Here is an 18,659-nt window from a genome sequence, read left to right as displayed (position 1 = left end):
TTACTTGAGCCAGTAGATGACGAGGTACAGGCCGATCCAGACCACGTCGACGAAGTGCCAGTAGTAGGAGATGACGTGCGCGCTCGTCGCCTCCTTGTGCCCGAACCGCTTCACCGCGTACGCGCGGCCGATCACGAACAGGAAGGCGAAGAGGCCGCCCGTCACGTGCAGGCCGTGGAAGCCGGTCGTCATGTAGAACGCCGAGCCGTACGAGTTCGACGAGAGGGTGACGCCCTCCTGCACGAGCACGACGTACTCGAAGACCTGGAGGGTGACGAAGACCGCGCCCATCGCGTACGTCAGGTAGAACCACTCGACCATGCCCCACTTGGCCACCTGGAGCCGGCCGCCCGTGCGGAAGGCCTGCAGGTGCTCGGCGGCGTTCGCGCCCGCCTGGCACGTGAAGCTCGAGGCGACGAGGATGATCGTGTTGACCGTGGCGAAGAGCACGTTCAGGCGCTCCGCCTCCGTCGCGAAGAGGTCGCCCGACATGGAGCGGAGGGTGAAGTAGATCGCGAAGAGGCCCGCGAAGAACATCACCTCGCTGCCGAGCCAGACGATGGTGCCGACGGCGACGGTGTTCGGTCGTCGGATCATCGGCGCCGACGACGTCGTGGGGAGCGCAGTAGTGGACACGACTCCCATCCTAGTGACAATCGAGGCGCCCGGGAGGACCGTACGGGCCAGCGTGGCGGCCGAAGATAGGCTGGAGCCATGGATCGCCTCCTGACCTGGCCTGTCGTGCTCGAGACGCTGCTCGAGGGCACCGATCTCGCCATCCGCCAGGCCGACTGGGCGATGGCCGAGATCGTCGCGGGGCGCGCCACGGAGGCGCAGATCGGCGGCTTCCTGATGGCGCTGCGCGCCAAGGGCACCGCGGTCGAGGAGCTCATCGGCTTCCGCGACGCGATCCTCGACGCCGCGGTGCCGCTGCCCGGCGACACGCAGGTGCTCGACATCGTCGGCACGGGCGGCGACCGCCAGCACACGGTCAACATCTCGACGACCGCGAGCATCGTCGTGGCCTCGACGGGCGTGCCGGTGCTGAAGCACGGCAATCGTGCCGTGTCGTCGAGCTCGGGCGCGTCGGACGTGCTCTCGGTGCTCGGCGTCGTGTCCGAGGACGAGGATCCCGCGCGCGTCCGCCGCGTGCTGGAGGAGGCGGGCATCGCCTTCGCCTGGGCGCTGCGCTTCCACCCCGGCTTCCGGCACGCGGGGCCGGTGCGCCAGCAGCTCGGCGTGCCGACGGTCTTCAACCACCTGGGCCCGCTCGTGAACCCCGCGCGCCCCGAGGTGTCGCTCATGGGCGTCGCCGACAAGCGCGTCGTCGAGCAGTTCGTCGGCGTCGTCGCGACGCGCGGCGGCACCGCGGTCGTCGTGCGCGGCGAGGACGGGCTCGACGAGCTGACCACCACGGGCCACTCGGAGCTGTGGGAGGTCGCGCGCGGCGACGTCGTCGAGCACGACATCGACCCGCGCGAGCTCGGCATCCCCCGGGCGCGCCTCGAGGACCTCCGAGGCGGCTCCGCCCAGCACAACGCGGAGGTGCTGCGCCGCACGCTCGACGGCGAGGCGGGGCCGGTGCGCGACATCGTGCTGCTGAACGCCGCGGCCGCGCTGGTGGCGTGGCGGCTCGACGCCGACCCGCGCCAGCAGGACCGCCCGCTCGTCGAGCGGCTGGCGGAGGGCCTCGCGACCGCGACCGAGGCGATCGACTCCGGCGCCGCGGCCCGGACGCTCGAGGCGTGGCGCGCCGCGGCGCGCTGAGTCCGACCATGGGCGCCGAGGCAGACCGGGCGCGCGCGCTCGACGCGCCGCGGCTGCCGCGCGTCGAGCGCCGCACCACCTGGTCGGGCGACGAGGTGTGGCACACCTGGCCGCTGCGCTGGGCCGACCGCACCGCGCGCTCGCTGCTGCTCGCAGCGCTCGGGATCGGCGGGCTCGCGGCGGCCTACCTGCTGCCGCTGCTGCTGCACCGGCCGCCTGCGCTCGGCCCCGGCATCACCCTGCGCGCCATCGGCGTCGCGCTGCTGCTGCTCGCGGCGTTCGTCGCACCGGCCTCGCGCTCCTACCGGCTCGGCGCCGCCTACTGCGTCGTGCTCCACGCGGTGGGCACGGCCGCGATGGTGCTCATGGTCGCGACGCCGCTCGTCGGCCCCACGACCTACGGGATGCTCGACGCCGTCGAGTTCGCGACGTTCGGCGCCCTGCTCGTGGCGTGGCTGCTCGTGCGGATGCGGCATCCGCTCACGATCCTCGTCGTGGTCGTCGGCTACGCCATGGCCGGGGCCGCCTTCTTCTCGCGCCTCCTGCCGCAGCTGCGCGAGCAGCTCGCGGTCGACGCCTGGGCGGAGCAGGGCTCGGCGACCGACGAGGCGCTCACGCGCTGGGTGCTCATCGCCCTCGCGCTCGGGCTCGTCCTGCTGGCCTGGTGGCTCGACGGCTGGATGCGCGCCCTGCTGCCGGTCGCGAACGTGGCCGAGCCGCCGGCGTCCGACGGCCCAGGACCGGACGACGCGGTCTCCGAGCGCCCGGGCCGCGAGGGCGACCGGCAGCGGCTGCGCTACGCGGTCGTGACCGTGCTGCTCGGCCTCGATCCCTTCGCGATCGTGCTCGCGATCGCCGCGAAGCAGCCGACGGCGCACGGCCGGATCTCGTCCGACGACGACTGGTGGGCGTCGATCGTGCTCGCGATCGCGACCGCCCGGCTCACGCTCGTGCTCGTCGCGCTCACCGCCGCCCTCATCTGGGTGCAGAACGGCGAGTTCCGCGCCTCGCTCTGAGCCGGCGCGACGACGGGGGCGGCCGGCCGGCCGCCCCCGTCGTCGTCGTCGTCCGACGATCAGTCGACGTCGTCGTCCACCCAATCGAGGGTCTTCTGCACCGCCTTCTTCCAGTTGCGGTACGTCCGGTCGCGCGCGTCGTGCTCCATCTGCGGCTCCCAGCGGCGATCCTCCTGCCACTGCTGGCGCAGCTCGTCGAGCGAGCCCCAGAAGCCGACGGCGAGGCCCGCGGCGTAGGCGGCCCCGAGCGCCGTCGTCTCGGCGACGACCGGGCGCACCACGGGCACCTGCAGGATGTCCGCCTGGAACTGCATGAGCGTGTCGTTGGCGATCATGCCGCCGTCGACCTTGAGCTCCGTGAGGTCGACCCCGGAGTCGGCGTTGACCGCGTCGACGACCTCGGCCGTCTGGAACGCGGTCGCCTCGAGCGCGGCGCGGGCGATGTGGCCCTTGTTGACGTAGCGCGTGAGGCCGACGAGCGCGCCGCGGGCGTCGGGGCGCCAGTACGGCGCGAAGAGGCCCGAGAACGCGGGCACGAAGTACGCGCCGCCGTTGTCGTCGACGCTCTTCGCCAGCTGCTCCACCGAGGGCGCGTCGGGGATGAGCCCGAGGTTGTCGCGCAGCCACTGGATGAGCGAGCCCGTCACGGCGATCGATCCCTCGAGCGCGTAGTGGGTGGGCTCGTCGCCGATCTTGTAGCCGACGGTCGTGAGCAGGCCGTTCTTCGAGTGGACGATCTCCTCGCCCGTGTTGAAGATGAGGAAGTTGCCCGTGCCGTAGGTGTTCTTGGCCTCGCCGGCGTCGAACGCGGCCTGGCCGAAGGTCGCGGCCTGCTGGTCGCCGAGGATGCCGGTGATGGGGGTCTCGCGCAGCAGCGACTCGGAGGAGGCCACGCCGAACTCGCCCGAGGAGGCCTTGATCTCGGGCAGCATCGAGCGCGGCACGCCGAAGTCGGCGAGGATCGCGTCGTCCCACTCGAGCGACTCGAGGTCCATGAAGAGGGTGCGCGAGGCGTTCGTGACGTCGGTGGCGTGCACGCCGCCGTTGACGCCGCCCGTGAGGTTCCACAGCACCCAGCAGTCGGTCGTGCCGAAGAGCAGGTCGCCGGCCTCCGCGGCCTCGCGCGCGCCCTCGACGTTCTCGAGGATCCAGACGATCTTCGTGCCCGAGAAGTAGGTCGCGAGCGGCAGGCCGACCTTGGCCTTGTAGCGCTCGACGTCGCCGTCCGCGAGGCGGTCGACGATCTTCTGGGTGCGGGTGTCCTGCCAGACGATGGCGTTGTAGACGGGCTCGCCCGTCCGCTTGTTCCAGACCACCGCGGTCTCGCGCTGGTTCGTGATGCCGATGGCCTGCACGTTGTGGCGGGTGACGTTGGCCTTCGAGAGCGCCTGGCCGATGACCTCGCGCGTGTTGTTCCAGATCTCCTTGGGGTCGTGCTCGACCCAGCCCGCCTGGGGGAAGATCTGCTCGTGCTCGAGCTGGCCGGTCGAGACGATGCTGCCCGAGTGGTCGAACAGGATCGCTCGCGTGGAGGTCGTGCCCTGGTCGATGGCGATGACGTAGTCGGTCACCGGAACTCCTTCGTGTCGGTGTGCAGTGGCTGGAGGTGTGGGGAGAGTGTGGCGCGCGCACCTGTGCGCGGCGTGCGCGCCCGTCGGACGCGGCGGAGGGGGCCCCGCGGGACCCCCTCCTGTGCATCAGACCGCGGCGAAGCCGCTGACGCCGGCGATGAGCACCGGGGCCAGCAGGCCCGCGAGCACGCCGCCGATGATGGGGCCCGCGACCGGGATCCAGGCGTACGACCAGTCGCTCGAGCCCTTGCCCTTGATGGGCAGCAGCGCGTGCGCGATGCGGGGGCCGAGGTCGCGGGCCGGGTTGATGGCGTAGCCGGTGGGCCCGCCGAGCGAGGCGCCGATGCCGACGACGAGGAGGGCGACGGGCAGCGCACCGAGCGAGGCGAGGCCCGCCGGGATGGTGGCCTCGGCGTCGCCGTTCTGCACGCCGAAGCCGATGACGACGAACACGAGCACGAAGGTGCCGATGATCTCCGTCACGAGGTTCCAGCCGGTCGAGCGGATGCCGGGGCCCGTCGAGAAGGTGCCGAGCTTCGCGCCCGGGTCCTCCTCGATGTCGAAGTGCTGCTTGTAGGCCAGCCAGCAGAGCACGGCGCCGAGGAAGGCGCCGATGAACTGCGCGCCGAGGTAGACGGGCAGCGCTGCCCAGTCGTACTCGGCGCCCGAGCTGAGCGCGTTGGCCATGAGGCCGAAGGTCACGGCGGGGTTCAGGTGCGCGCCCGAGTAGGCGGACACGATGACGCCCGCGAAGACCGCGAGGCCCCAGCCGAAGTTGATCATCAGGAAGCCGCCGCCGAAGCCCTTGTTGCCCTTGAGCACGACGTTCGCGACCACGCCGCAGCCGAGCAGCACGAGCATGGCCGTGCCGACCGTCTCCGACAGGAAAATCAGACCGAGGTCCTTGTCCACAGGTCCCTGCTTTCTCGTCCACGGGCACCGTCGCCCGTACTGCCCGCTCGGGCAGGTAGCGCTCACGATAGTCATCGGCGGCGCACAAGGTGACGGATCGCTCGAAAACCGATTCCCGGGCGTGGTGCGTCCAGGTCGGCGGGCGTAGCGTGAGGCCCACGGACCACCCCCGTACCGGCGCCGCGGGCGCCGGACCGATCGATGGAGAGGCGCACCGTGAAGAAGCTCATCAACGACCCCGCGAAGACCGTCGACGAAGGCGTCGCGGGCTTCGCCGCCGCGCACGCCGACCTGGTCCGCGTGGTCGTCGACCCGCCGTTCGTCGTCGTGCGCAAGGACGCGCCGGTCTCCGGCAAGGTCGGCCTCGTCTCCGGCGGCGGCTCGGGCCACGAGCCGCTCCACGCGGGCTACGTCGGCTTCGGCATGCTCGACGCCGCGGTGCCCGGGGCCATGTTCACCTCGCCGACGCCCGACCCGATCCTCGAGGCGACGAAGCAGGTCGACGGCGGGGCGGGCGTCCTCCACATCGTGAAGAACTACACGGGCGACGTGCTGAACTTCGAGACCGCCGCCGACCTCGCCCTCGCGGAGGGCATCGAGGTGCAGACCGTCGTGGTCGACGACGACGTCGCGGTGAAGGACTCGCTCTACACCGCGGGCCGCCGCGGCGTGGCCGGCACGCTGCTCGTCGAGAAGCTCGCGGGCGCCGCCGCGCAGCGCGGCGACTCGCTCGACCGCGTCGCCGAGGTCGCGCGCACCGTCAACGCGCGCGTGCGCTCGATGGGCATGGCGCTCTCGCCGTGCACCGTGCCCCACGCGGGCGAGCCGAGCTTCGTGCTCGGCGACGACGAGGTCGAGATCGGCATCGGCATCCACGGCGAGCCCGGCCGCGAGCGCATCGCGCTCGAGCCTGCCGACCGCATCGTCGACCGCCTCATCCAGCCCATCCTCGAGGACCTGCCGTTCCAGCGCGGCGACCGCGTGGTGCTGCTCGTGAACGGCATGGGCGGCACGCCGCAGTCGGAGCTCTACATCGTCTACCGCCGCGCGGCCGAGGTGCTCGGCGAGCACGGCATCGAGGTGGCGCGCTCGCTGGTCGGCTCCTACGTGACGAGCCTCGAGATGCAGGGCGTCTCGCTCACGCTGCTGCAGGTGGACGACGAGCTGCTCGGCCTCTACGACGAGCCCGTGCAGACCGCTGCCCTGCGGTGGGGGCGATGAGCGGCGGGTCGGGCGGCGGCCTCGACGGGGGCTGGGCGCGACGCTGGATCGAGGCCGTCGCGGAGGGCGTCGCAGCACGGAAGGCCGAGCTCACCGCGCTCGACCGCGCGATCGGCGACGGCGACCACGGCGAGAACCTCGATCGCGGCTTCCAGGCCGTGCTCGGCAAGCTCGACGGCCTCGACGCCGACGCGACGCCGGGCGCGGTGCTGAAGCTCGTCGCCACGACGCTCATCTCGACCGTCGGCGGAGCGGCCGGGCCGCTCTACGGCACCGCCTTCCTCAAGGCCTCGATGGCGGCGGGCGACCGGGCCTCGCTCGACGCCGCCGCGCTCGTCGAGGTGCTCACGGCCGCGCGCGACGGGATCGTCGCGCGCGGCAAGGCGGAGCCGGGCGACAAGACGATGGTCGATGCCTGGACCCCGGCCGTGACCGCCGCGGCCGCCGCGGGGGAGGACGTGGAGGTCGTGCTCGACGCCGCGGCGAGCGCCGCGGAGGCCGGCGCCGCCGCCACCGAGCCGCTCATCGCCCACAAGGGCCGCGCCTCCTACCTCGGCGAGCGCGCGCAGGGCCATCGCGACCCCGGCAGCGAGTCGACCGCGCTCATCCTGCGCGCCGCGGCGGTCGCCGCGTGACCGTCGGGCTGCTCGTCGTCTCGCACTCGCGGCTGCTCGCCGACGGCGTCGCCGAGCTGGCCGGCCAGATGGCGCACGGCGTCACGATCGCGACGGCGGGCGGCACCGACGACGGCGGCATCGGCACGAGCTTCGACCTCGTGGTCGCGGGGCTCGCCGAGGCGGACTCCGGCGACGGCGTCGTCGTGCTGTGCGACCTGGGCTCCGCGGTCATGACGGCCGAGACCGCGCTCGACCTCGCCGAGCACCCGGACCGGGTGCGGATCGCCGACGCGCCGATCGCGGAGGGCGCGGTCGCGGCCGCCGTCGCGGCCGAGCTCGGGCGCGACCTGCAGGCGGTGCTCGCGGCGGCGGAGGCCGCGGGCAGGCCGGAGGCCGAGGTGCCCGAGGCAGCGGCGGGCGCGGCCGACGGCGCGGTGCGGCTCGACGTGCGGCTCGAGAACCCCCACGGCCTCCATGCGCGGCCCGCGGCCGAGCTCGTGCGCACGGCTGCCGCGTTCGACGCCGCGACGACCGTGAACGGCGTCGACGCCACGAGCATGCTGCGCGTGCTCGCGCTCGGCCTCGAGCAGGGGGCCACCGCGAGCTTCGCCTCGACGGGACCGCAGGCCGCGGAGGCGATCGCTGCGATCGACGCGCTCGCGCGGGAGGGCTTCGGCGAAGGCGTCTGAGCCGCTCGCCTCAGACGACGTGCGGGGCGAACTCGTCGGCGTCGACGCGCGCGCGCACGAACGAGCACAGCGGTCGGATCCGCAGGCCCGCTGCGACCGTCGTGCGGAGCGCCTCGTCGACCAGCTGCGAGCCGATGCCGCGGCCGCCGAACGCGGGGTCGATCTCGGTGTGCGGGAAGGTGCGGACGCCGTCGGCGTCGCGGTAGTCGGCGAAGCCCGCGAGGGCGCCGTCGACGCGCGCCTCGAAGCGCTGCGCCGCCGGGGCGTCGACGATCCGGATCTGCTCGCTCTGCTGCTCGGTCATGGGCGCAAGGCTAGCCCCGCCGGCTGAGCGCGCTGGCCATAGCGTGGGCTTCTCGCATCCCGTGCGGCATGCTGGATGCCATGCAGCTCGACCCGCGTCGCATCCTCATCTTCCGCACGGTCGCCCGCGAGGGCTCCGTCTCGGGCGGCGCCCGCGCGCTCGGCTGGACGCAGCCCGCCGTGAGCCAGCACATCCGCCTGCTGGAGGACGAGGTGGGGCAGGCGCTGCTGCTGCGCTCGTCGACCGGCGTCACGCTCACCGAGGCAGGGGAGCGGCTCCTGCGGCACGCCGACGCGATCGCCGGGCTCATCGGCTCGGCCGAGGCCGAGCTCGCCTCGCTCGCCGAGGGCGCGGGCCGCGTGACGATCGCCGCCTTCCCCTCGGCGCTCGCCGACTTCGTGCCGCGCTCGATCGCCGCCGCGCGGCGCGCCGTGCCGGGCATGACCGCGCGCGTCGTCGAGCTCGAGCCTCCGGAGGCGATCGCCGCGGTGCTCTCGGGCGACGCGGACGTCGCGGTCGCGTTCGAGTACGACGAGCTGCACGACGAGGTGCAGCTCGCGCGCATCCTGCTGGGCGACGACCCCTCGAGCATCGTCCTGCCGCACGACCACGCGCTCGCGACGGGCGGGCCCATCGCGCTCGAGGCGCTCGCCGACGAGGACTGGGTCGCGGGCTGCGTGCGCTGCCGCACCCACCTGGAGTCGCTCGCGGGCGCGGCCGGCTTCGCGCCGAGCATCCAGTTCGAGACCGACGACTTCGTGGCCGCGCAGTCCTTCGTGGCGGCGACCGGCTCGGTGACCCTGCTGCCCGCGATGGCGCTGCGGGTGCACACGCGCGAGGACGTCGTGGTGGCGCCGCTCGCCGACGGCTCAGGCCGCGCGGTCTCCCTGCGCCACCGCCAGGGCGCCGAGCGCGTCCCCGCGATCGCCGCCGTGCTGGAGGCCCTCAGCGGCACCTGGCGCGAGCGCTTCGCCTGAGCGCTCGCCGAGGGCGATGCGCGCGAGCGCGTCGGCGTGCGCGGCGCACGAGTCGATGAGCGGCACCGCGCTGTCGCCCTCGTCGACGAGCAGCATGATCTCGGTGCAGGCGAGCACGATCGCGTCGGCGCCCGCGGCGACGAGGTCCGCGAAGGCAGCGCGGAAGGCCGCGCGGGAGCGCTCCGTCACCACGCCCTGGGTGAGCTCGTCGAAGACGATGCGGTCGAGCTCCTGCTGCGTGCCGGCGTCCGGCGCGACGGCCCGGATGCCGTGGGCCGCGAGCCGCTCGGCGTAGAAGGGCTCCGCCATCACCCAGCGGGTGCCGACGATGCCGAGCGTGCGCGCGCCGCCCGCGCGCGCCGGCGCTCGCCGCGCCTCGTGGGCGACCGCGTCGGCGATGTGCACGAGGGGCACCTCGAGCGCCGCGGCCACGGCGGGCGCGACCTTGTGCATGAGGTTCGTCGCGATGGCGACGCAGCCGGCGCCCGCCCGCTCGAGCGCGACGGCCTCGCGCGCGAGCAGCGCGCCCGCCCCCGCCCAGTCGCCCGCGACCTGCAGGGCGCGCACCTCGGCGAAGTCGAGGCTCGCGAGCAGCAGCCGGGCGGAGGCGTGGCCGCCGCGGGCGGCGGCGACGCGCTCGTTGACGGCGCGGTAGTAGTGCGCGGTCGAGTGCCAGCTCATGCCGCCGAGCAGGCCGACGACGGGCGCGGGAGGGCTGTCAGGCAGGTCCATGGCTCCAGCGAAGCATTGGAGGCGCCATCACGCCAGCCTGTCTTCGCATTCGAACACATAGACACTGCCTATGGCGCGGCGTGCTGCGGTCAGGAGGTCGAGGTCGTGCGGCTCGGCGCGGGCTGCGGGATCGGGGCGGCCGGATCGCCCAGCCGCAGCCGCCGGACGAGGCTCACGGCGAGGAGCGCCTGCGCGCCCGCGTAGGCCACGAGCACCGCGATCGACCGCAGCGGATCCGGGATCTCGAGCACGAAGAGGCCGAGCCCCAGGATGAGGTCGCTCGCGAGGAACAGCAGGCCGCCGAGGAAGCCCGCGGTGTCGATGGCGGCGAGCGCCGCGACGCCTGCGAGCACGAGCGCGTACGCGATCACCGGGATCGCGAGGGGCCCGGCGCCCGCCGCGATGATGCCGGCGGCGATGAGCCCGACGATCGCGTAGGCGATCGAGCCCGGGCCCCAGGCGAGCGAGCGCCGGCGCGTCGGCCACAGCGCGAGCGCGTAGGCGACGTGGCCGGCGAGGAAGCACGCGAGGAGCACGACGGTCTGGCCGGAGGCGGCGCCCAGGCCGTCGCCGAGCGCGCAGAGGCCCGCTGCCGCCACGTGCCACCGGCCGACCGCGTGACGCAGGGCGCCGAGCAGCACGAGGGCCACGACGATGGGCGGCACGAGCAGCCACATGAGGCCGCGACGGGCGAGGTCGAGCGCGTCCGGATCGCCCAGGTCGAGGGCGACGAGCGTCGCGCACACGAGGTTGACGGCGAGCGCGGCAGCGACCACGAGGAGCGCGACGCGCAGCGCGCGGGGCAGCCTCGTCGTCGTCGCCGGGATCGTCGCCATGCGCTCCATCCTGCACCGAGGCGGCGGCGGGCGGCGGCGCGCCTCGCCGCGGCGTGGGTGCCCGCTGGCACAGTGGGCCCGTGCACGACAACCCCTTCCGGCCCGGCTTCGGCATCTCGCCGCCGATGCTCGCCGGGCGCGACGCGCTGCTCGACGAGTGGCGCGAGGTGCTGGGGCTCGGTGCATGGTCGCCCTTCCGGGCGGCGCTCGTGACGGGCATGCGCGGCGTCGGCAAGACGGTGCTGCTGAACGCCGTCGAGGACGAGGCCCGCGAGCGCGGCTGGACGGTCGTGCACGGCACGCTCCACGCCGGGCTCGTCGACGCCCTCGAGCACGATCGGCTCCCGGAGCTCCTCCAGGCGGCCGATCCTGAGGCCGTGGGGCGCGAGCTCACGGGCGTCACCCTGCCGCAGCTCGGCGGCGCCACGACGCAGGTCGTGCAGCGCTACCCGCGCGAGCCGCGGCTCGAGAGCATGCTCGCCCGGCTCGTCGAGCTCGCCGAGGCCCGGGGCGCGGGCCTCCTCGTCTCGCTCGACGAGGTCTCGCGCGAGGCGCTCGACGAGCTGCGGCGCATCGCCGTCGCGGTACAGCACCTCATGCGCGAGGACCGCCGCACCGCGATCGTCGCCGCGGGCGTGCCCGCCGCCGTCGCCGCGGCGCTCGACGCCGAGGGGCTCACGTTCTTCCGCCGCGCCCAGCAGGTCCGGCTCGACACCCTGACGCTCGCCGAGGCGCGCGCCGCGCTCGCCGAGCCCATCCGCTCGAGGGGCCGCACGATCGACGACGCGGCGCTCGAGCGCGCCGCGCGGGCGAGCGAGGGCTACCCCTTCCTCGTGCAGTCGATCGGCGCGCGCGCGTGGGAGCACGACGCGCAGGCCCCGGCGATCGACCTCGCCGCCGTCGAGGCCGCCGTCGCCATCGCGCACGAGGCCATGGGGGAGAGCGTGATCGTGCCCGCCCTCCGGGGCCTCTCGGCCCGCGACCGCGACTACCTCGCCGCCATGGCCGAGGACGACGGCCCGGCGGCCACCGGACGGGTGGCGCAGCGGATGGGCGCGCAGCCCGGCGTCGCCGGTCGGCAGCGCGCGCGCCTGCTCGACGCGGGCATCGTCGTCGCGCCGGCGCGCGGCCTCGTCGACTTCGCGATCCCGCGCATGCGCGAGCACCTGCGCGCGCATCCGCACGACGCCCAGCTGGGGCTGCCGACCGCGGCGCGCGAGACGTTCCGCGAGTGACGCGCGTCCGCTAGCATCGCCTCGTCAGGCGCCGAGGGCGGCGCCGGGCCTCGACAAATGGGGCCGACGCGCACGTCGCTGGACACACATGGACCCGTCTGACGAGGCTCCGCGTGATCCGCCGTGCCTCCCCATCCGTGAGAGGCACCGCCGTGCTGCACCCCACCTCCGTCTCCGCCGCCGTCGCCGCCGAGCTCGAGCGCCACGCCGACGACGTCTTCGCCCTCATGGGCAACGGCAACGCCTGGTTCCTCGACGCCGTCGTGCGCCGCGGCGCCATGCGCCTCACGGCGGTCCGCCACGAGGCGGGCGCCGTCGCGGCGGCCGACGCCTACCACCGCGCGAGCGGCCGCCTCGGCGTCGCGAGCGTCACCTACGGTGCCGGCTTCACGAACGCGGTGACGCCGCTGGCCGAGGCCGCGATCGCGCGCATCCCGCTCGTGCTCGTGGTGGGCGACCGGCCCTCGACGGGCATGCGGCCCTTCGACGTCGACCAGGCGGCGATCGCCGCGGGCGCGGGAGCGCCCACCATCGTCGTCTCGGCCGAGCACCCGGCCGCCGACGCAGCCCGGGCCGTGCGCACCGCGCTCGCCGACCGCACGCCCGTCGTGCTCGCGCTGCCGTACGACCTCGCCCACGCCGAGGCGGGCGCCGAGGCGACGCCCGCGCCCGTCGCGCTGCCGGAGCCCGAGGCCCCGGAGGCGAGCGCGGTGGACGAGGCTCGCCGCGCGCCTGCTGGCCGCCGAGCGCCCGCTCGTCATCGCGGGCCGCGGCGCGCACCTCGCGGGCGCCGCGGCGCCGCTCCGTCGCCTCGCCGCGCAGGCTGGGCGCCCGCACCGCATCGAGCGCCCTCGGCTCCGGCGTCTTCGACGACCGCGCGGCCCACCTCGGCATCTGCGGCGGCTTCGCCTCCGACCGCGCCGCCGCGGCGATCGAGGGCGCCGACGTCGTGCTCGTCGTCGGCGCGGGGCTCAACGCCTTCCAGACGCGCTTCGGCGACGCCTTCGGCGACGATGCGCACGTCGCCCAGGTCGATGTCGCGCCGGCGCCGACGAACCCGCGCGTCGACGCCCACCTCCGTGCCGATGCGCGCCTCGCGGCCGAGGCGCTGCTCGCGTCGCTCGGCGCCCGGCGCCCGGCGCGGCCCGGCGCCGGGTGGGCAGGGGCGGGCCTCGCCGACGTCACCGGCATCCACGACGAGCGACCCGACGGCGACGCCGTGGCGGGCGACGCCCGGCTCGACCCGCGGAGCCTCTTCCGCGCGCTCGAGCGCGTCCTGCCCGCGGACCGCGTCGTCGTGCAGGACGGCGGGCACTTCATCGGATGGGCGCCCACCTACCTCTCCGTCGCCGACCCCGAGCGGCTGGTCATGGTCGGCACCGCGTTCCAGACGATCGGCCTCGGGCTGCCGAGCGCCGTCGGCGCCGCCGTCGCGCGGCCGGAGACGACGACGGTCCTCGTCACGGGCGACGGCGGCGCGCTCATGGGCCTCGCCGACCTCGACACCGTCGTGCGGTCGGTGCGGCGCGGCGTGATCGTGGTGTGCAACGACGCGGCCTACGGCGCCGAGGTGCACCAGTACGCGGTGCGCGGCGTCGCGGAGGAGCCCATGCTCATCGAGCAGGCCGACTTCGCCGCGCTCGGGCGCGCGCTCGGCGCGGAGGGCGCGGTGATCGAGCGGCTCGACGACCTCGCGCTGCTCGAGGCGTGGCTCGCGACGGGCGCCGAGGGCGTCTTCGTCGCCGACTGCAGGGTCTCGCGCGAGGTCGTGGCGCCCTACATCGTCGAGATCCGGGAGGCCGCGATCCGCGCAGCCGCCGCCGCGATCGACTAGCTGCCGGGCCCCTCGGCGGCCGGCGCCTCGCCCAGCTCCAGCAGCCGCCGGAAGAGCGCGAGCACCTCCTCGGACAGCAGCGGCTCGGCGACCGTGACGTCGCAGCGGGTCTCGACCGTCACGCGCCAGAGGGGCGCGTCGGGCACCGGCGCCTCGGCGTCGAGCCCCTCGAGCTCGCCCGAGAGCACGAGCCGGTCGAGGTGCTCGAGGTCGTCGCCGGGGATCGCCCGGGCCGTGAGGACTGCGGCGCGCGTCCGGCCGAGCATGCCGCCCGAGCGCGCGACGCGCACCGTGTCGCCCGTCTCGGCGGGCTCGGCCGCGGCCGCCGCTCCGTCGACGACGCCGACCGCGACCCAGGCCTCCGCGACGGCGGCCGCCTCGGTCGAGCCCTCGCCGTAGCGCGCGATCGCGGCCTCGGTCGTCGCGGCGGCGAAGGCCGCGAAGTCGGCGGTGGGGGAGAGGCCGCCCGTGAGCGCGTCCATCCAGAGCAGCCCGGGTGCGCCCCAGGCCTCGCCGCCGATCGTCGTCGCGACGAGGTGGAAGGCGCGGTTGGGGATGCCCGAGTTGATGTGCACGCCGCCGAGGTCGTCGGTGGTCACGACGAGGTCGCGCATGTGGCCGGGCTGCGGGTCGCGCCCGAGCACGGGGTCGTCGTAGGCGCTGCCGGGCTCGGCCATCGACCGCAGCGCGCGCCCCTGCACGCGCTCGGTGAAGACGCCGGCGCCGATGAGCCAGTCGGCCTCCTCGGCGGTCTGGCCCAGCGCGTGCTGCTTGACGAGCGCCCCGAGCACATCGGCGATCGACTCGTTGAGCGCACCGGGCTGATCGCGGTAGACGAGGTCGGCGGTCGACGAGATCAGACCGTGGCCGAGCTCGTGCCCGATCACGTCGATCGCGCGCGTGAAGCCCGCGAACACCTCGCCGTCGCCGTCGCCGAAGACCATCCGCTCGCCGTCCCAGAACGCGTTGTCGTAGCGCTGCCCGTAGTGGACGGTCGCGAGCAGCGGCATGCCCGCGCCGTCGAGCGAGTCGCGCGCGAACGCCTCGAAGAGCATGCGCCAGGAGGCGCCGAGGCCGTCGAAGGCCGCGTCCGCGGCGTCGTCGCCCGTGGGGGCGTCGCCCTCGCGCCGCACGACCTCGCCGGGCAGCGCGGTCGTGCCGCGTGCGTCGCTCACGACCCGGTCGGGAGCGGGCGGCTCGCCCGGCACGCGGGCGGGGGCCGCGGCGCGCAGGCCCGCGCGGCCCGGCGCCGAGCGCTCTGCCCGCACGTCGCGGTCGAGCCCGAGGGTGCGCTGCGCGACGACCGACGCGCCCGTGTCGGCCGCGACGATCCGCTCGAGCAGGAACGGCGGCACGATGCCGTGGCGCAGCGCGGCGGCGGCGCGGTCGAGCGACTGCGAGAGCCGGGGCGCCACGACGCCCGACCAGGCGGAGTAGCCCGATGCGGAGGGGTGGAAGCCGTCGGCCGCGTGCTGCTCGGGATCGACGATCGCGGGCGTCGGCAGGTGCCGGACGCCCGGCTCGGAGGAGGCGATGCGCTGCAGCGCGTCGTCGAGGCTGCGGGCGTGCCCGCCCATGAGCGAGCGGATGGGCTCCGGCAGCCAGACGAACGTGTCGATCTGGGGCGCGCCGGCGAGCGCGATGACGCCGCCGGGCGCGAGGTGCGGGCGGAGGCCCGCGACGAGCGCGCGGACCGCGCGGTCGAAGCGCCCGCGCGGCACGAGCTGGAGGGCGTCGTTCGCGCCCACGAGCACGAGGATCGCGTCGTGCTCGCCGTCGACCGCGGGCAGGTGCCGCTCGAGCACCTGCGCGGCGGTCGAGCCCTCGAGCCCCTCGATCCGCCAGGCCACGGGACGCCGCTGCGCGTCGGCGAGCCGGGCGGCGGTCTGCACGACGAGGCCGTCCTCGAGGCGGTCGACGCCCACGCCCGTGGCGGTGGAGTCGCCGATCGCGAGCAGCCGCAGCGGCGCGGAGACCTCGGCCACGCCCACCGGATCGACGAGCCCGTGCCGGGGGCCCTTCGGCTCCGGCAGCCACACGAGCCCCGAGCGCAGCCCCCGCGCCTGGCGCAGCAGCACGGGTGCGAGCGCGAACGCCGCCGGCCTCGCGAGCCGGTGCAGGGCGCGCTCGCCCGTCCGTGCCACCCGTGCGGCGACGTCACCCATCCGCTCGCCCATCCCCATGCCCACGCCCATGCCGGCCTCCGTCCTCCAGGGGTGGCCGATGCTACCCGCGGCCGCCGACGGTCCGCCCGGCCCCGGCCTCAGCCGAGGCGCAGCAGCGCGTGCACGGCGTCGCCGACGCCGACGCCCTCGGCCCGTTGCACGGCGACCTTCACGGGCAGGAGGTAGCCGCCGTCGCGGGGGAACAGCGAGGTCGTGAACTCGGTGCCGCCGATGCGCGCGCTCACCGGGATGACGCCCCAGCCGTAGGTGAGCTCGCGCGCGCTCTCGGCGACGACCTGCGCCTCGTCCTCCGGCAGCGGCACGAAGACGAACGGCGCGGGGCCGCGCCACTCGATGGCGACGGCGTCGAACTCGAGCTCCACGCCGCAACCCTAGCTCCGGCGCCGCCCGGTCCGCCGTCCGCTCGTCGATAGCCTTGCCGCATGCCTCGCTCCGCGCTCCGCTCCCTGCTCGCCGTCCTCGGGGCGGCGGTGCTCGTCGTCGCGGTCGCGCTGCTGGTGGTGCGGCCCTGGGAGGCCGCGACGCCCGCGCTGCCGAGCGCGGCGACGACGAGCGGCCCCGCGCCCGAGCTCGTCGACGCCTCGACGCACGTGCTCGCGGACGCGGGGCCGGAGGCGCCGGTGGTGGTCGAGTTCCTCGACTACGAGTGCCCCGCGTGCGGCTCCTTCCATCCCGTGGTCGACGACCTCATGGAGCGCTACGAGGGCCGGGTGACCTTCGCCGTGCGGCACTTCCCGCTGCCGAGCCACCCCGATGCCGTGCCCGCCGCGCTCGCCGCGGAGGCCGCGGCCCAGCAGGGCGCGTTCGCGCCGATGCACGACCTGCTCTTCGAGCGGCAGGCCGACTGGTCGGGCGGTGCCGACGCCACTGCCGCCTTCCGCAGCTACGCGTCGGAGCTCGGCCTCGACCTCGTCGCCTACGACGCCGCCGTGGCCGACGACGCGACGCTCGAGCGCGTCGCGCTCGACGCGAACGCCGGCCTCGCGCTCGGCGTGCAGTCCACGCCGACCTTCTACGTCGACGGCGAGCAGGTCGAGCTGCAGCGGCTCGAGGACCTCGAGGCGGCGATCGCCGCCGCGCTCGGCCAGTAGCGCGAGAGGCCCGGCCGGCACCGGTCCGCGGCGGGGAAGAGGACGCCCCCGATGCCGCGGAGGGGAGGTCCGGGCACCGGGGGCGAAGTCCCGAGCGGCGCGTACGCGACGCCGCTCGTCCAGCGATCTCACCGTACGCACCCAGGGCCGTGCGCCGCGATGGGGAGAACTCCCCATCGCGCCCACGCGGCGCGAGCGAGTAGGGCGGGCACGTGCCGGTGCCAGGATGGCGCGTGCGGGCACGACGGCGGGGCGCGACGGCGGTCGCGGCCGCGCTCGCGCTGTTCGCGCCCACGTGCGAGCGCTCGCCGATCGAGCACGTCGCCGTGCTCGACCTCGCCGACGGCACCAGGGTCGAGCGCGCCCCGGAGGATCCGCTCGCGCAGCTCGAGGGCCTCGACGACGCCGCGTGCGACGCGCGGGCGTTCGCCGACCGCGTCGCCGCGGTGCGGTGGTCGGAGCCCGAGATCCCTGCCGCGGGCGCGGGCGAGGCCACGCTGCGCCTCGGGGTGGCACCCGTCGCGGGCGAGGGCCGCCTCGGTCGCCTGCTCGACGTCGGCGCCACGACGCTGCTCGCGCCGGTCGGCCCGGACGGCGGCCGAGCGGCGAGGCGGCCGATCGGGCTCGACCTGGAAGGCGGCGCGGCGCCGACGGTCGTCGAGCTGCCGTCCGAGCCGGGGCGCTGCGACCTCCACGCCGTCGCCGAGGACACGCAGGGCACGCTGCTGCGGATCCGCGCCGAGCCTCGCGGGGACGCCGCTCGAGCCTGCTCCTGCCCTCGCCCGAGCCGCAGCGCGACGCGCTGCTCGCGTGGGCGGTGGCGCGCTGCGATGCGCTCGGCGAGGGGCCCTAGGGTCGCCGACGCACGCGGCGGACGGCACGGACGGCCCGGGCTGCCCGGCCGGCCCACCAGGCGGCGAGGGCGGTGGCGGTCGCGAGCAGCGCGGCGATCCCCGCGCCCTTCGCAGCGGCGGCGAGGGCGGTCTCGAGCGCATCGCGCCCCGCGATGCCGTCCGCCGCCTCGACGACGGGGATCGCCGCGGCCACGGCGCCGACGCCCGCGACCGCGACGAGCGCGCCCAGCCCGAGGGCGGCGCGCCGCGCCTCGCGCGGGTGCTGCGCGAGCGGCAGCCGATCGCGATGCGCCCGGAGCCACCAGGCGAGGGCCCCGAGGCCGAGGGCCGTGCTCGCGTGCTGCAGCAGCCGCGACCCGCTGAGGTCGCCGATCGCCGGCTCGCGGAGGCCTGGTGCGAGCTCGGCGAGCCAGCCGTCGCCGTGCGCGAGGCCGTCCCAGAGCAGGTGCGTCGCGATGCCGACGGCGCAGGAGAGCACGACCCACGAGAGCGCGGACAGCGGGCGCCGGCGCGGGAGGCGCAGCGGTGACGTGCTGGCGGGCAGCGCCGCGCGGAGCGGTGCGCCCGCCGCGATGAGGAGCGCGGCGAGGGCGAGGCCGAGCGGCAGCGAGACGGCCAGCGCGCCGAGCGGGCTGTGGCTCGTCGTCGCGTTCAGGAGCGGCGCGTACCAGGACTGCGCCCCCACCGGGATGCCGAGCGCGGCGAGGGAATAGGGGATGTCCGGCGCCATCGCGCCGGCGACGAGCGCGGGAGCGCTCCACGGGCGCCGGAGCAGCGGCAGCACCGCGGCGGCGTGGGCGAGCGTGAAGGGCACGCT

At 75.5% G+C, this 18,659-nt stretch carries 19 protein-coding genes and 1 pseudogene; 10 read left to right on the top strand and 10 right to left on the bottom strand.

Annotated features, from left to right (window positions below; all coding sequences use genetic code 11):
- The gene (locus tag OVA14_RS11945; RefSeq protein ID WP_267504060.1) at positions 1 to 645 is read right to left on the bottom strand and encodes a cytochrome c oxidase subunit 3; all 645 of its coding nucleotides are present in this window, start codon (positions 643 to 645) and stop codon (positions 1 to 3) included.
- Between the two features lie 69 nt (positions 646 to 714).
- On the opposite strand from OVA14_RS11945, the gene trpD reads away from it, so the two are divergent.
- Positions 715 to 1,767 carry an anthranilate phosphoribosyltransferase gene (trpD, locus tag OVA14_RS11940; RefSeq protein ID WP_267504059.1) on the top strand — a complete coding sequence of 351 codons (1,053 nt, stop codon included), beginning with the start codon at positions 715 to 717 and terminating at the stop codon, positions 1,765 to 1,767.
- A gap of 8 nt (positions 1,768 to 1,775) precedes the next feature.
- A complete protein-coding gene (locus OVA14_RS11935; RefSeq protein ID WP_267504058.1) occupies positions 1,776 to 2,783 on the top strand; it encodes a hypothetical protein in 1,008 nt (335 codons plus the stop codon).
- Positions 2,784 to 2,842: 59 nt separating this feature from the next.
- Here OVA14_RS11935 and glpK read toward each other — a convergent pair whose 3' ends face one another.
- Both glpK and OVA14_RS11925 read right to left on the bottom strand, forming a co-directional pair.
- Complete coding sequence (glpK, locus tag OVA14_RS11930; protein WP_267504057.1) at positions 2,843 to 4,354, bottom strand: glycerol kinase GlpK; 1,512 nt, start codon at positions 4,352 to 4,354, stop codon at positions 2,843 to 2,845.
- Between the two features lie 126 nt (positions 4,355 to 4,480).
- On the bottom strand, positions 4,481 to 5,215 hold the full coding sequence (locus tag OVA14_RS11925; protein WP_420710662.1) for an MIP/aquaporin family protein: 735 nt from the start codon (positions 5,213 to 5,215) through the stop codon (positions 4,481 to 4,483).
- Positions 5,216 to 5,482: 267 nt separating this feature from the next.
- On the opposite strand from OVA14_RS11925, the gene dhaK reads away from it, so the two are divergent.
- From dhaK to dhaM, 3 genes are read left to right on the top strand one after another with little or no spacing between them, the layout of a single operon-like run.
- Positions 5,483 to 6,487, top strand: coding sequence for a dihydroxyacetone kinase subunit DhaK (gene dhaK, locus OVA14_RS11920; protein WP_267505589.1), 1,005 nt, complete (start codon positions 5,483 to 5,485; stop codon positions 6,485 to 6,487).
- Complete coding sequence (gene dhaL, locus OVA14_RS11915; protein ID WP_267504055.1) at positions 6,484 to 7,122, top strand: dihydroxyacetone kinase subunit DhaL; 639 nt, start codon at positions 6,484 to 6,486, stop codon at positions 7,120 to 7,122. Before dhaK ends, dhaL begins: the two co-directional genes overlap by 4 nt.
- A complete protein-coding gene (dhaM, locus tag OVA14_RS11910; RefSeq protein ID WP_267504054.1) occupies positions 7,119 to 7,793 on the top strand; it encodes a dihydroxyacetone kinase phosphoryl donor subunit DhaM in 675 nt (224 codons plus the stop codon). The genes dhaL and dhaM overlap by 4 nt, the downstream gene beginning before the upstream one ends.
- A 10-nt stretch (positions 7,794 to 7,803) precedes the next feature.
- On the opposite strand, the gene OVA14_RS11905 is transcribed toward dhaM, so the two are convergent.
- Positions 7,804 to 8,097: a GNAT family N-acetyltransferase gene (locus tag OVA14_RS11905; RefSeq protein WP_267504053.1), complete on the bottom strand. Its 294-nt coding sequence runs from the start codon at positions 8,095 to 8,097 to the stop codon at positions 7,804 to 7,806.
- Positions 8,098 to 8,177: 80 nt separating this feature from the next.
- Between OVA14_RS11905 and OVA14_RS11900 the strand changes: the two genes are divergently transcribed.
- Positions 8,178 to 9,074: a LysR family transcriptional regulator gene (locus OVA14_RS11900; RefSeq protein ID WP_267504052.1), complete on the top strand. Its 897-nt coding sequence runs from the start codon at positions 8,178 to 8,180 to the stop codon at positions 9,072 to 9,074.
- Here OVA14_RS11900 and OVA14_RS11895 read toward each other — a convergent pair.
- A complete protein-coding gene (locus OVA14_RS11895; RefSeq protein ID WP_267504051.1) occupies positions 8,967 to 9,806 on the bottom strand; it encodes an aspartate/glutamate racemase family protein in 840 nt (279 codons plus the stop codon). The genes OVA14_RS11900 and OVA14_RS11895 overlap by 108 nt on opposite strands.
- 89 nt (positions 9,807 to 9,895) lie before the next feature.
- Positions 9,896 to 10,642: a lysoplasmalogenase family protein gene (locus OVA14_RS11890; RefSeq protein WP_267504050.1), complete on the bottom strand. Its 747-nt coding sequence runs from the start codon at positions 10,640 to 10,642 to the stop codon at positions 9,896 to 9,898.
- Between the two features lie 80 nt (positions 10,643 to 10,722).
- On the opposite strand from OVA14_RS11890, the gene OVA14_RS11885 reads away from it, so the two are divergent.
- Positions 10,723 to 11,877, top strand: a complete 1,155-nt coding sequence (locus OVA14_RS11885) for an ATP-binding protein (RefSeq protein ID WP_267504049.1) — start codon at positions 10,723 to 10,725, stop codon at positions 11,875 to 11,877.
- A gap of 227 nt (positions 11,878 to 12,104) precedes the next feature.
- A pseudogene (locus tag OVA14_RS13565) lies at positions 12,105 to 12,290 on the top strand (thiamine pyrophosphate-binding protein); the annotation flags it as partial.
- Here OVA14_RS13565 and OVA14_RS13560 read toward each other — a convergent pair.
- Positions 12,251 to 12,409, bottom strand: a complete 159-nt coding sequence (locus OVA14_RS13560) for a hypothetical protein (protein ID WP_324288067.1) — start codon at positions 12,407 to 12,409, stop codon at positions 12,251 to 12,253. The pseudogene OVA14_RS13565 and the gene OVA14_RS13560 sit on opposite strands and share 40 nt — an antisense overlap.
- Before the next feature lie 291 nt (positions 12,410 to 12,700).
- On the opposite strand from OVA14_RS13560, the gene OVA14_RS13555 reads away from it, so the two are divergent.
- A complete protein-coding gene (locus tag OVA14_RS13555) occupies positions 12,701 to 13,711 on the top strand; it encodes a thiamine pyrophosphate-dependent enzyme (RefSeq protein ID WP_324288063.1) in 1,011 nt (336 codons plus the stop codon).
- On the opposite strand, the gene OVA14_RS11875 is transcribed toward OVA14_RS13555, so the two are convergent.
- Positions 13,708 to 15,906: a protealysin inhibitor emfourin gene (locus OVA14_RS11875; protein ID WP_267504048.1), complete on the bottom strand. Its 2,199-nt coding sequence runs from the start codon at positions 15,904 to 15,906 to the stop codon at positions 13,708 to 13,710. The two genes, OVA14_RS13555 and OVA14_RS11875, sit on opposite strands and share 4 nt — an antisense overlap.
- A 68-nt stretch (positions 15,907 to 15,974) precedes the next feature.
- Positions 15,975 to 16,259, bottom strand: coding sequence for a DUF1905 domain-containing protein (locus OVA14_RS11870; RefSeq protein ID WP_267504047.1), 285 nt, complete (start codon positions 16,257 to 16,259; stop codon positions 15,975 to 15,977).
- Positions 16,260 to 16,319: 60 nt separating this feature from the next.
- Here OVA14_RS11870 and OVA14_RS11865 point away from each other — a divergent pair, with 60 nt between their 5' ends.
- Positions 16,320 to 16,988, top strand: a complete 669-nt coding sequence (locus OVA14_RS11865; protein WP_267504046.1) for a DsbA family protein — start codon at positions 16,320 to 16,322, stop codon at positions 16,986 to 16,988.
- A gap of 849 nt (positions 16,989 to 17,837) precedes the next feature.
- On the opposite strand, the gene OVA14_RS11860 is transcribed toward OVA14_RS11865, so the two are convergent.
- Positions 17,838 to 18,656 (bottom strand): DUF4184 family protein, encoded by an 819-nt coding sequence (locus tag OVA14_RS11860; RefSeq protein WP_267504045.1) that lies wholly within the window; start codon positions 18,654 to 18,656, stop codon positions 17,838 to 17,840.
- Positions 18,657 to 18,659: the final 3 nt, after the last annotated feature.

The sequence above is a fragment of the Agrococcus sp. SL85 genome (assembly GCF_026625845.1).
Lineage (GTDB): Bacteria > Actinomycetota > Actinomycetes > Actinomycetales > Microbacteriaceae > Agrococcus.
This window is presented reverse-complemented; position numbering and strand designations above follow the sequence as displayed.